Source organism: Burkholderia cepacia GG4, from assembly GCF_000292915.1.
Lineage (GTDB): Bacteria > Pseudomonadota > Gammaproteobacteria > Burkholderiales > Burkholderiaceae > Burkholderia > Burkholderia cepacia_D.
Map to the genome: position 1 here is coordinate 1,647,111 of NC_018514.1, position 12,579 is coordinate 1,659,689.

Sequence of the window (12,579 nt, forward strand, 5' to 3'; positions counted from 1 at the left end):
CCTCGTGCAAGACAGACGTTCACGGGAGGCGGACACGACGAATCTGAGGGAGTCTTCATGGGCGCTATCGCTTCACCTTGGAAGAAGGCTGAAGCTCGCGAAAGCGAGAGAGAACGAAAGCGGCTGGCCGTTCTTCGAACGGCCGCACGTCTTTTCAATGAAAAGGGATTTCACGCATCGTCGCTGGATGAGGTTGCCGAACGGCTCCACATCACGAAGCCGACCGTCTATTACTATGCAAAGAACAAGGACGAAATCCTGTTCGAATGCGTACGCATGGGCCTGGACATGATGCAACAGGCGATCCGCAATATCACGGTGACGGGTGGCAGCGCAGTCGAAAAATTTGAAGCGGCCATGCTCGAATACGCGAAGATCGTCACGATGGATTTCGGCATGTGCGTCATTCGCATCGGTGAAGAATCCTTGATTCCGGAGAACCGGGTCAAGCTTCGCAGGCTCAAGGCAGACATCGATCATGAGTTCCGGATTCTGCTCGAAAAGGCCATCGAGGAGAAAGCCTTCGCCCCGATCGAGCCCAAGCTCGGTGCCTTCGTCGTCGCGGGCGCGCTGAGCTGGATCGGCCGGTGGTATCGCGAAGACGGACAAATGACCGCGGAAGAAATCGCCCGCCAGGCCACTTCCATCTTGTTGAACGGCCTGCGAGCACGATGAGCGCGCAGCAGATGTGCAACTGCGGCTACTGGGCCGAACCCGCCGTATCCACTCCTGCACCCGGTGACTGTCGTCACTCGCTGCGTCACGATTGAACTCTGCCTCTTCCTCTCCTTCGCTTCATTCCGGTCAACCAGGACGTTCAGGCGCAGCGCAGGCAGCACCAGCACCGCGCGTCTCTCCAGGCGCGCCCGAATCGCCCAACGGCTCGATGCCGCGTTAGTTCGCAACACGAGCACCCGAATCATTCCCCGTTGTGTGCCGGCGTACTTCCTCGCAGCGTTCTGCACGGGTACTTCCTACTCCTGTACGCGACGTAATCGGCAAAGACGACCGTCATTTTTTTCGTCCCTTCACCACGCAAAATAAAAAACCTACTCGTCAGTAGAAATACCATTGTCGTAGCGAGACTACATCCCTACCATTGACCATTGCAGAGAATCGCTACATCGATTCGTCAACGTCGGGCTACCTGTATACAGGTATCCGCGTCGACCGTTCGGGCCCAACCGGCCGTAGCGAGTTCTCGCCTGATCTGGCATGACTACGCCACATCACCCTGCCTTGCCAGCCGAATGTGTCCGGTACAGATCCATCGGACGCGTGCAACTCCAGAACCTCACTCGAACAACGAGCAACATAAACATGGAGAGCAACATGCGGGACAAACTCTGGCCGGCCGCCGTGCTGGCAACGGTGCTCTGCACGAGCGTCTATGCGGCCAACACCGATTTCAATTCACAGGGCGACGCTGCCGACGCGTTCGCGTCGTCCGCTGCACAGCGGCGTGCCGACCTTCTCGTGCACAAGATGACACTCGACGAGAAACTGCAGTTCATTCATTCGCAATACGAAATGCTGAAGGTTCCGGGAGGAGGCGCTGGCTACATCCAGGGCGTGCCGCGGCTCGGGATTCCCGATCTGAATATGGTCGATTCGGCGACCGGCTCCGGCAGCGGCTGGCAAACGAGTTCGACGTTTCCCGCGACGATCGCCGTCGCCTCGAGCTGGGATCGCCGCCTGTCGTACGACTACGGCAAGCAGGTCGCGATCCAGTTGCGCGCGCAAGGATTCGGCATGGGTCTCGGTGGCGGCACCAACCTCGCGCGCGAGCCGCGCGGCGGCCGCCTGTTCGAGTATCTCGGCGAGGATCCGCTGCTCGCCGGCGACTTGCTCTCGGAGCGCATCCTTGCCACGCAACGCCAGAAAGTCATCGCAACGATCAAGCACTATGCCGGCAACGAGCAGGAACATAACCGTTACGGCGGCAATAGCCAGATCGACGAACGTACGCTGCGCGAACTCTACCTGCTCCCGTTCGAGATCGCCGCGAAGCGCGGACAGCCGGGCAGCGTGATGTGCAGCTACAACCGGCTGAACGGCACGTACGCGTGCGAGAACAGTCACTTGCTGAACGACGTGCTGAAGAACGAATGGGGTTTCCAGGGCCAGGTGCAATCCGACTGGGGTGCGACACACAGCACCGCCGCCGCGATCAACGCCGGGCTCGACGAGGAAGAGGATGTCGCGCCAAGCAAGTACCTGACGCCGGCAGCCGTCAAGCAGGCGATCGCGAACGGCTCGGTGTCGACCGCGCGCCTCGACGACATGGTGCGCCGCAAGCTCGCGGTGATGATCCGTGTCGGCGTGATGGACGATCCGGCCAAGGGCGGCGGCACGATCGATTTCGCGGCCGCGAACCGCTTCGCGCAAAGTGTCGCCGAGCAGTCGATCGTATTGTTGAAGAACGACGGCAACCAGTTGCCGCTCGCGGCGTCCGCGCTGTCGCGCATCGCCGTGATCGGCGGCCATGCCGACGCGGCCGTGCTGTCGGGCGGCGGCTCCGGTAACACGCGCGTTCCGGTGTCAGGTTCGTTCGCCGGCTGCGGCGGCCTGACATTCGGTTCGTCGACAGGCTGCAGCTGGTGGCGCAATCCGTGGCTGAAGGTCGACGTGCCGATCGTCGCGGCGATCCGCGCGCTCGCGCCGGCGGCACAGGTCACGTTCGCGGGCAACAGCGACCAGCAATCGCCGTTCCGCGCGTACACGCAGCAGGAGATCGACCAGGCCGCTGCGCTCGCGGGCCGCTCGGATGTCGCGATCGTCGTGGTTGCGCAGCCGGCCGGCGAGGAGTTCGGCGATCTGCAAAGCCTGAGCCTCGCGAATCCGTCGAACCAGGACGCGATCGTCGAAGCCGTCGCTCGCGCGAATCCGCACACGATCGTCGTCGTCCAGAGCGGCAATCCGGTGCTGATGCCGTGGAAGGACAATGTGTCGGCGATCGTCGAGGCGTGGTATCCGGGCGAAGGCGGCGGCAAGGCGATCGCGAACGTGCTATTCGGCGCAGTCAATCCGTCCGGCAAGCTGCCCGTCACGTTCCCGGCGCGCGACCAGGACACGCCGACGTGGGGGCAAAACGGGGCGTTCGAGAACGATCCGGTCTACGCGGAGAAGCTGAACATGGGCTATCGCTGGTATGACGCGCGCAACATCAAGCCGATGTTCGAGTTCGGCTACGGACTGTCGTACACGCACTTCGCGTATTCGGGGCTGTCGGTGTCGCGTCAAGGGGACGGCTCGCTGAGCGTCGCGTTCACCGTGCGCAACGACGGGCGCGCCGCCGGTGCGGAAACGTCGCAGGTCTATCTCGGCGTGCCGTACAAGGACGAGCCGCCGAAGCGGCTGGTCGGCTGGGAGAAGGTCCGGCTGAACCCGGGCGAGGCACGACATGTGCGCGTGACCGTGTCGCCGCGGATGCAGAGCGTGTGGGACACGTCGCGTAACGGCTGGAAGGTCGTGCCGGGCGGGACGGTGTATGTCGGTGCGTCGTCGCGCGATATCCGACTGCAGGGCAGTTGAGTAACCGGCGCGGGATTCGGGGCGAAGGGCACCTCCCCGCTTCCCGCGCTCCGATGTCATGACCTGGATCAGGATTGCCCCACTTCATGCGGGGCGAACGGCATCGGTCGCATCGCTTTCAATCCGTGCTTGTTTGACTTGCCCCGCGTATATCGGCGGACCACAAAAAAATATCAGATCGGCTGGAATAAAGCGCTCTGCCGCGCGTCTACTGCGTGATTCGGCGTAACCGATGCGCCCCACTCCCAAGGAAAACAAGTGAACCAGCTCAAGCCCTTTCCCCACTCGATCGCGCGGCAGTTGCTTGTCGTAGCCGCAACAGCAGTCGCTCTGAATCTCGGCGGTTGTGCAAGCCAGAGCATCGGCATGTCGTCGGCCCCGATGTCGGTCAAAACGGCTGATGGCGTCCTGACGGATGCACGCGGAATGACGCTATACACCTTCGATCGCGATACGGTCGCCGGCAAGAGCGCATGCAGCGGCAATTGCGCAATCAAGTGGCCACCGCTGACCGCCGATGCTGCCGACAAAGCCGTGGGGGACTACACCCTCGTTGTCCGCGACGACGGCAATAAGCAGTGGGCCTATCGCGGCAAGCCGCTCTATCTCTGGTCGCAGGACAAGGCGCCCGGCCAGATCACCGGCGATGGCTTCATGAACGTCTGGCATACCGCAAAGCCGTAATGCCGTAGGCACACGCCGCCGATCCATGTCGGTCCTTGCTGGGCGCTTGATCGCACGCTCGCCCAGACGGCGGGGCACACGGGCGGTCTCGAAGGCGATGCCACCCGAGCCTACGACCTCGCCCGGCACACGCTGAGACTCGCTTGGCGCTTGCGGTTCCAGCTGTCGCCGATGGTCGGTGGTATCCACGCGTGTTGGATCGGAAGAAGCGCCCTGATCCCGTCGGTTCCGAGGCGGTGTTTGGCAACCACGCGTTCGTGTCGCAAGTTGTATGTGCGCCAGGACCAGAACATCGGGTGGAGCACGGCCAGAGATTAAGCACATCCAGTCGCATGGTTATCGGAGCGACTGGATGCCCGCTTGTACATCCGGCTCCAACTCCGCCGGCGTACCGATTAATCGACGGGCGCCCGCTCGTGGCAGCAGATTTTCCGGCGGCCGTGCCGATGCATGAAAACGAAACCGGCACATGCGCCTCGGTGCGGTTGGGCAGCATGCCGGACGATCAAGACACCGCGCTACGCAGATGTCCGGAAGTCGTCGGGCTCCTCTCCTGCGGCCCGGCATCACTCCGGTTTCCGCACGGCGATCGCCGCGGCGGCACGCGACTCAGACCCCTCGACGAAACTGGGGCTTTCGCCGTTCGGTGAAAGCCCGAATGCCTTCGCCAGCCTCGTCTCCTGCGCCGAGCGCGGCGATTGAGCGCGCTTCCCGCTCGAGGTGCGCCTCGAACTCCCCGTGAAACGATTCGAGCAGCAGCTCACGACTGGCGGCAATGGCTTTCGTTGCGGATTGCACAAGCGTACGCGCGGTCATTCGCCCCTCACTCGCGAGATCCTCATCATCGACGACACGATTGATCAGCCCCATTGCCTGTGCATCGTCGGCCCGGACACGCTGGTTCAAAAGCAGCATTTCCTGGGCGCGCCTGAATCCCACCAGCCTGGGAAGTTGCCAGGACATCCCACCATCCGGACTGAGTCCAACCGCGCCATACGCAGGCGTGAAATGCGCGGAACGTGCGGCAATGACGATATCTCCAGCGATTGCGAGGCTGAAGCCAGCCCCGGCGGCGGGCCCGTTGGCCAGGACGAGAAGCGGTTTGGGCATCCGCATGAAACGCGAAAGCGCAAGATGAAGCGTACCTGCCAGTTCACTCAGAAAGCCGGGCAGGTCATTGCCGACCGCCCCGAACGAGCCCAGATCGCCCCCCGTGCAGAAGAGCCGTCCCATGCCCGTGAGTACGACACAGCGAATCGACGGATCCTGATCGCACCGGATAGCTGCCCGCATGAGCGCCTGTGCCAGGGGCAAATCGATTGCATTTCCAGATTCCGGCCGATTGAGTGCAAGGGTTGCAATGCCATCCTCAACGTCGACCAGCAAGCTTTGTCCATTCATACACGTTCCTATGTTTCAGGATCGGAAACGCCGACGTCGTTTCCAACCGTCTACCGCACAGCGACCACAAGCCTGCTTTCAGAGCGACTGCTTGTAGCGCACAAGTCGAATGTTCGGCCGGCACCCGCGATACATCATCGCGGCGCCATCCGGATTGCGCCGTCGAGCCGAATCACCTCCCCGTTGAGCATCGAGTTCTCAACGATGGACTGTACGAGCTTGGCGAATTCGTCCGGTTGCCCGAGACGGCTCGGAAACGGGACCTGCTTGCCAAGGGAGTCCTGAGCGTCCTGCGGCAGGCTGGCCAGCAACGGGGTAAGGAAAATGCCGGGAGCGATCGTCATCACCCGAATCCCGTACCGCGCAAACTCGCGTGCAATGGGAAGCGTCATGCCGACAATGCCTGCCTTCGATGCGGCATAAGCGGGCTGACCGATCTGTCCATCGAATGCCGCCACGCTCGCCGTATTGACGATGACGCCGCGCTCCTCACCGATCGGTGCTTCCGTGTGCAATCGAGCGGCAAATTTCGACAAGACATTGAAGGTCCCCATCAGGTTGATGTTGACGATCCGCGCGAAGTCGTCAAGCGCGAGCGGTGATCCGTCGCGATTGATGACCTTTCCCGGCGGCCCGATGCCGGCGCAATTCACCAGCAAGCGCGCCTTCCCATGGAGCCCTTCCGCCGTCGCGAGCGCCGCATCGACCGCGAACTCGTCGCACACATCGACCTTGACGAAATTGCCGCCAACTTGCTGGGCACACGCGCGGCCCGATTCCTCGTTGAGATCGAAAATAGTGACCTTGGCACCTTTCTCCGCCAGCAGGCGCGCAACCGCACCGCCGAGTCCGGACGCGCCCCCCGTCACAATTGCAGCCAATCCCTCGATATGCATGCCAATCTCCATTCGGATAAAAGTACGACGCGTCTCTCTGGCGTCTCGGGATACGTCACGAATCCGGAAATACTCAAAAGTATATTTTCTACTTGTGAGTAGATATTGGGGCGACGCTCACCCACTGTCAAGCATCGAGGCGTTGTCCGCGTTTCGATCTTCGCCGTCAATGCAGATGGTCGACCGGGTCAACGCCACTCTCGTGGAGAGTTGCACGCGGCATGATCTCGTTGACGCGTCCGCATGCAGCCCCGCCCAGATTTAGAAGCGATGGCGCAATGCCGCGCGAATCAGAATCTGATGATTGTTCGACGAATCGCCATAGTTGCCGATATCCGCAACGGCGGCTGCGCCGGTCGACGAGATGCCTGACGCTCGTTGCCAGCCCATGGTGAAGTAGACGTCCGTCCGCTTGGAAAGGAAATAGTTGGCCATCAACCCGACCTGGTTGTAGTGCTGACCGCCAATCGTCGCGCCACTGGCAGTACCGACACCCCGGCCGTTCAAGTAGTTGTACATGATGCCGGCGAAGAAAAACGGCGAAAACTGATACTGCGCACCGATGTCGAAGTTGTTGAAGCGTGCCGTTCCGCCCAGCAACTCGCCGTTGAGGTGGCCATACTGAATATTCGAGTACGACGCCGCCAGCGTCAGTGCCCCGATCTTGTAGTTGGCCGCTACGATCGCATTCTGAAACGACTGCGCGCTCTTGTATCCGGAGTTGAGCGAAAATGCCAGCGGCGATGCACCGCTGGCGTTGTCAGTGAAGAAGCCGGATCCGGCCGTTGCCGAAGTCGGATTCTTGAAGTATTCGTACGCGCCCGCAACCTTGAACGGGCCGTATTCATACGATGCGCCGACCGAGTAGCCGCTATTGGCCGTCAAGTTGCCCGCAACACCGCCGACACTATATTCGCCACCGAATTTCAACCCGTTGAATGTCGGGCTCATGTAGCGAATCGCATTGTTCACGCGAATGGTATTGGCGGCGTTATCGAGATCGCCCGGATGCGACGAGGCCGGACCGCCGAGCAGCCCTTCGGCGGTCAGGGGCTCCGGGAAATAAAAGATCATGTCATATTGCCGCCCGAGAGTAAGGCTCCCGAGGCGATCGCTGCTGAGACCTACGAAAGCCTGGCGGCCAAATGCAGTTCCACCCTGGCCGAATGCCCCGTTGTTCAAGTTGATGCCGGATTCGAGCGTGAAGATCGCCTTGAGGCCGCCGCCCAGATCCTCACTGCCCGTCATCCCCCACCGACTGCCGAAGATGCCACCCAGCGAGTCGAGGGAGACCCGTTTGCCGGCTCCGCTATTGCTCTGAAACACCACGCCTTCGTCAATGACGCCATACAACGTAACGGTGCTTTGCGCATGGCTTGCGGCCGAGAACACACCCAGCAGGGCCGTACAGAGAAGGTTTCGATAGAACGGCTTGTTCATACATAGATCTCCTAACCAAATGTAAGAATATTTTTTGTTTCCGGATCGACGTTTACCGTCAAGCAAACCGGCTTGCTCCAATGCCTCCGCTCGATCTCCGGCAACGCGAGCAAGGCTTGTCAGGATGAGTTCCTCCGATTCGGCACTTCAGCACCTTGCCGCGACCACACCGCCGGACACCCGCCCCTGCCATCCCGGCCATTTCACCAGGTGGCCAGACCGGGCATTCGAGTGGACCCGGCTTCTTTCGGAGAAGCCGAGTCGGATCGCTTAGCTGTCAGCGCACACGAAGCTGGAAGCGCTATTTGCATCGCCGGTTCCCTTGTACTTCGGGAACTGTGGGTATTCGCACAATGGGCGCGTGCGGCCTTTGGTGGCGGGATTGCCGTCCGTCACGATCGGATTGACGGGCGCTTGTCCCGATTCCACCCAGCCGTCCAGTGCTGTCAGCGGGTCCCATTTCAACGCGAACGTGCCGCCAGCGTGGCCAAATCCCGGTGCGACGTAATACCGGACAAAGCTGCTCGTCGAATCACCGTATCGGGCGGCGACCTGTTTGTAGTAGGCCGTCGTCTGATTCGGCGTGACCAGCATGTCGGCCGTGCCCTGCACCAGAATCAGCTTTCCGCCCCTCTTCTGGTACGTATCGAGATTCGGATCCGTCGCGTCCAGCAAGTTGGACAGCTGCGTGACGCGCGGCTGCCAGGCCCGATAGTCGAACCCCGTCGTCGTGCCGTTCGGGTCTTGCTCGTCAAAGTACTTGATCACGGGTTCGTCGAGACTGTAGTAGGCGGTCCGCGTACCGTCCGTCCCGACCGGATCGAACAACGTCCCTGCCACATCACCACCTTGGAACACCGGATACGGGCCAATACTCGTGACGCCGTTGGCCAGCGGGAATGCAAACTCCATCGGAGTCGCCGCCGCCATCAGCGTGTTGATCTGAGTATCCGAAAGGCAGGTATCTCCCGAGTCGACTCCGCCGGCACAGCGCAAGCTGTTGATGGAGAATTTCGCCTGGCACGCCGCGGTGTTGCTCACGATCCCGTCTGCCACACCGTCCAGTGCGTCACACGCTTCCATCACCTTGGCCTTCACAAGCGCCTGCTTCGCCGGATCGAGTGCACCTCCGGGCGTAGAGTACGCGGCACTCCACATGCGAAACCATGACATCACCATGGCCTGATTCTGGTTTGCAGGATAGTAGGCGACGATTCCGTCATAGTCGCTACCGTACCGCTGCGCGGCGACCAGGCTTTCGTGGCCGCCCTTGGATCCGCCGATGTGGTACATCCGATGCGGTGCGGTCTTGTAGAAAGCCTTGAGAATATAAAGCGCCGTGTCGTGAGTGCGTTTGACGCTCTCGCCGCCATAGTTCGCAAGTGCCTGGGCATTGAGGCCGAACGACCCATCCAGCGTCGTCCCACCATCGCTACCAAACGTCACGTAGTTCATGGCAAGCGGCTGCTTCTCGTCCGACGGCCAGTTTTGTATGCCGCCAATCTGCCCACCGAGGCCCGTTACCAACAACCCGTTGAAACCGGCGCCGCCCATCTGCAATGCTTTGAAGTTCCAGGTAGTCGGAAGGTTGACTTCGAAGTTGATCGCGGGATCCGAGGAATTGGTGGCCAGCACCTTGCCCAGTACCTGGCAGTAGTCCGGAAGACCCGTCGTGCTGTCGGCTGCAACGAGCGATGCCGATGTGATGGTCGCACCTTGTGTCGGTAGTGCAATGGCGCTGGCGGGAACGCCGGCGCCGGCAAGAGCAGAACATGCGCTCGCAGCATTCTGCACTTGCATCGTAGTCGGCGCCGTCGGCGTTGGCGCTGCAGCGTTGTCAACCTCCCCCCCACAAGCAGCGAGGCCCAAAGCCACCACCGCGCCCACGATGCTCGTCGCGGCCAACCCCCTGCAGAAGCTCGAGGTTGTCTGATATTCGTCGGTCATGTTGTCTCCACCTTGTCTGAGTGCGCCGACCAGCGATGCGTGTCACGGTCGGCACACGGATTAGGCGCGCACTCGCGCAGGTGAGACCATCGTCGAAATAGACGAGATCGCAGTGCGCAAAACTAACGACTCAGCAGATACCCCAATCCCCGGGAATCAGGATGTGACGCAGGACCGGTTCCAAGGAGAACTAGTTCATATGAACAGCATTACAAAGAACTGCGGCACGCCTTGCACAACGCTTGTCCACGGATTGATACGAGAAATGGGTGCGTACATGAAGACGTCACCGACACGCAATGAATCGACCGATGAGCTGCGGTATATGTCGATCGCCCGGGTCGCAAGCCGACTGCGCCGGAGACATACAAACACACAATCGACATTGTTCTTACGTCGAAGTATTGTATATACTTCAAAGTAGTATTTTGGCTCGATGAAGCGTGACGTCAGCACCACAACAGCGCGGTCGCGCAAAGCCCTGGTTCGCAGAACGATGCAAGATGGAGAGGAGACGATGTGCCAGTTCAACATGCTCATGGAGTCGGCCGCCGTCGACTCATCACGAACTTTGCAGTGCGATTGCGGCACCCGCGCGGCGGCGATCGGCACACATCCGCTGGAGTCGTTCGCGACTTCGCAAACACCGAGCGCTCCTTCGTGATCCGGAAGTCGTCGTCGACGCCGCCGTCTTGTCGATCCGCCATGCCATCCAGGCTGGATCTCGCCTCCAGAGCAACTCTACTTTCCTGAAAGCAATGTACCCCGGAACGCACGCCCAAACACATCCCTCGAAGCCCGCCGTGATCATGGCTGCATCAGGGCTGCATGTCACCTTTTCCGAACTCGAAGAGCGGTCTCTCAGGATCGCGAACTGGCTTCGCGCGCAAGGGATGAACCGCGGCGACGTCGTCGCCATCCTCTCGGAGAACGACCACCGCATATTCGACGTCTACTGGGCGGCCCAGCGCTCGGGGCTCTACGTCGCGGCGATCAACTTTCATCTCAAGAGCGACGAGATCGAATACATCCTGCGCAACTCCGGCGCGAAATGTCTCTTCGTCGGAGGGGTCGGACAGAATCTCGCGCGTGCATGGACCGACCTTCCGTCTCTTTCGCATGTCGTGCATTTCGACGTGGCCTCGCCCGGCTCCGTCTCGTTGGGTTCCGTGCTGGAAACGGCGTCGTCAGAACGTCCAAGGGACGAACCGCGCGGCGCGGACATGCTCTATTCGTCGGGCACGACCGGACGTCCGAAGGGGGTGAGACTTCCGCTGCCCGACCGTCAGGTGTCGGACGCCGGCGACAGCATGGTCGCCATGTTCGGCGGACATTTCGGGTGCGGCAGCGACACGGTCTATCTCTCCCCGGCGCCGCTCTATCACGCTGCACCGCTGCGGACTTGCGCCGCGATTCAGGCCATGGGCGGCACCGTCGTCGTGATGGACAAATTCGATGCCGAAGCCGCACTCGCGGCAATCGAGAAATATCGCGTGAACGTCAGCCAATGGGTGCCGACAATGTTCGTCCGGATGTTGAAACTGCCGGACGACATCAGAAGCGCGTATGACGTCAGCAGCATGAAAGTTGCAATACACGCGGCGGCACCGTGCCCGGTCGACGTGAAACGCAAGATGATGGACTGGTGGGGGCCGGTACTCTATGAGTTCTATGCAAGCACTGAACTGAACGGGATTACGACCATCAGTCCGTCGGAATGGCTGAACAAGCCGGGGTCGGTCGGACGTTCGATACTCGGCACAATTCACATCTGTGACGAAAGCGGCGATGAACTGCCGGCTGGCTCGGACGGGCTCGTCTACTTCGAGCGTGAAACGGCGCCATTCGCGTATCACGAGGACCCCGACAAGACACGTGCGTCCCAACACCCCGTTCATTCGACGTGGACGATGGTGGGCGATATCGGCCATGTCGACGACGATGGATTCCTCTACCTGACCGACAGAAAGGGCTTCATGATCATTTCCGGCGGAGTGAACATCTATCCGCAGGAAGTCGAAAACGCGCTCGCACTCCACCCGGCCATTCTGGACGTGGCGGTCATCGGCATCCCCGATCCGGAGATGGGGGAACGCGTAAAGGCTGTCGTCACCCTCGCGGAAGGCTATGCGGGAACGGCCGAACTCGAGAAGGAGATCATCGATTTCGCGAAGTCGCGGATTGCCTCATACAAGGCACCGAAGAGCGTCGACTTTGTCGACGAATTGCCGCGTACGCCTACCGGAAAGCTGCAGAAGGGCGAATTGCGAAAGCAGTATCTCGCTCGCGAAAGCGCCTGATGTACCAGATGCGCCCGCAACCTCTTCCCGCATTCCTTCGAGCGGTAACGGGGCGCGCTCCCGGGATGCGACGGATGATCACATGAGCACAGGCGCGAAATCCCTGCATGCGCTGGTCGAGTATTGGCTGGGGCAGCCCTCGACCACGCAAACCAGAGTGGTTCGCTTGGCCGGACGCGGCGCTCGACGATGCGTATACGTCGAGCTCGCCGGTCACGGCGAACTCGTGAGGATGTACTTCTTCCGCCACCCCGATCGGGTGTGGCGGGTATTCCCGCCTTCGCACCAACGCCCCGCCATGCGTGCTTGATGAAGCGCGTGCGGGCTTCCACAGCCCCGCGGGGAAGCGCTTTCGTGCGATATCACCACTCGGCTGT

General features: G+C 61.0%; 9 protein-coding genes. 4 read left to right on the plus strand and 5 right to left on the minus strand.

Annotated elements, in window-relative coordinates:
- Positions 1 to 57 precede the first annotated feature (57 nt).
- The 3 genes from GEM_RS23110 (at position 58) to GEM_RS23120 (ending at position 4,218) form a co-directional block, all read left to right on the plus strand.
- Positions 58 to 675, plus strand: a complete 618-nt coding sequence (locus GEM_RS23110; protein ID WP_014899824.1) for a TetR/AcrR family transcriptional regulator — start codon at positions 58 to 60, stop codon at positions 673 to 675.
- 657 nt (positions 676 to 1,332) lie between these two features.
- Positions 1,333 to 3,534, plus strand: a complete 2,202-nt coding sequence (locus tag GEM_RS23115; protein WP_014899825.1) for a glycoside hydrolase family 3 C-terminal domain-containing protein — start codon at positions 1,333 to 1,335, stop codon at positions 3,532 to 3,534.
- A 258-nt stretch (positions 3,535 to 3,792) separates the two neighbouring features.
- A complete protein-coding gene (locus GEM_RS23120) occupies positions 3,793 to 4,218 on the plus strand; it encodes an ATP-binding protein (RefSeq protein ID WP_041490797.1) in 426 nt (141 codons plus the stop codon).
- Between the two features lie 609 nt (positions 4,219 to 4,827).
- Here GEM_RS23120 and GEM_RS23125 read toward each other — a convergent pair.
- From GEM_RS23125 to GEM_RS31515, 5 genes are all read right to left on the minus strand, one after another.
- Complete coding sequence (locus GEM_RS23125) at positions 4,828 to 5,619, minus strand: enoyl-CoA hydratase/isomerase family protein (RefSeq protein WP_014899827.1); 792 nt, start codon at positions 5,617 to 5,619, stop codon at positions 4,828 to 4,830.
- Positions 5,620 to 5,753: 134 nt separating this feature from the next.
- Positions 5,754 to 6,515: an SDR family NAD(P)-dependent oxidoreductase gene (locus GEM_RS23130; RefSeq protein ID WP_014899828.1), complete on the minus strand. Its 762-nt coding sequence runs from the start codon at positions 6,513 to 6,515 to the stop codon at positions 5,754 to 5,756.
- A 261-nt stretch (positions 6,516 to 6,776) separates the two neighbouring features.
- Complete coding sequence (locus GEM_RS23135; RefSeq protein ID WP_014899829.1) at positions 6,777 to 7,955, minus strand: porin; 1,179 nt, start codon at positions 7,953 to 7,955, stop codon at positions 6,777 to 6,779.
- Positions 7,956 to 8,225: 270 nt separating this feature from the next.
- Positions 8,226 to 9,902: a tannase/feruloyl esterase family alpha/beta hydrolase gene (locus tag GEM_RS23140; RefSeq protein WP_014899830.1), complete on the minus strand. Its 1,677-nt coding sequence runs from the start codon at positions 9,900 to 9,902 to the stop codon at positions 8,226 to 8,228.
- A gap of 195 nt (positions 9,903 to 10,097) precedes the next feature.
- Positions 10,098 to 10,514, minus strand: a complete 417-nt coding sequence (locus GEM_RS31515; protein WP_148283882.1) for a hypothetical protein — start codon at positions 10,512 to 10,514, stop codon at positions 10,098 to 10,100.
- A gap of 197 nt (positions 10,515 to 10,711) precedes the next feature.
- On the opposite strand from GEM_RS31515, the gene GEM_RS23145 reads away from it, so the two are divergent.
- Positions 10,712 to 12,202: an acyl-CoA synthetase gene (locus tag GEM_RS23145; RefSeq protein WP_334311452.1), complete on the plus strand. Its 1,491-nt coding sequence runs from the start codon at positions 10,712 to 10,714 to the stop codon at positions 12,200 to 12,202.
- The last annotated feature ends 377 nt before the right edge of the window (positions 12,203 to 12,579 follow it).

What these genes read in the sequence shown, in the direction of transcription:
- GEM_RS23115 (WP_014899825.1), top strand. Translation starts at nt 1,333, where the DNA reads ATGCGGGACAAACTCTGGCCGGCCGCCGTGCTGGCAACGGTGCTCTGC.
- GEM_RS23125 (WP_014899827.1), bottom strand. Translation starts at nt 5,619, where the DNA reads ATGAATGGACAAAGCTTGCTGGTCGACGTTGAGGATGGCATTGCAACC.
- GEM_RS23130 (WP_014899828.1), bottom strand. Translation starts at nt 6,515, where the DNA reads ATGCATATCGAGGGATTGGCTGCAATTGTGACGGGGGGCGCGTCCGGA.
- GEM_RS23110 (WP_014899824.1), top strand. Translation starts at nt 58, where the DNA reads ATGGGCGCTATCGCTTCACCTTGGAAGAAGGCTGAAGCTCGCGAAAGC.
- GEM_RS23145 (WP_334311452.1), top strand. Translation starts at nt 10,712, where the DNA reads ATGGCTGCATCAGGGCTGCATGTCACCTTTTCCGAACTCGAAGAGCGG.
- GEM_RS23135 (WP_014899829.1), bottom strand. Translation starts at nt 7,955, where the DNA reads ATGAACAAGCCGTTCTATCGAAACCTTCTCTGTACGGCCCTGCTGGGT.
- GEM_RS23140 (WP_014899830.1), bottom strand. Translation starts at nt 9,902, where the DNA reads ATGACCGACGAATATCAGACAACCTCGAGCTTCTGCAGGGGGTTGGCC.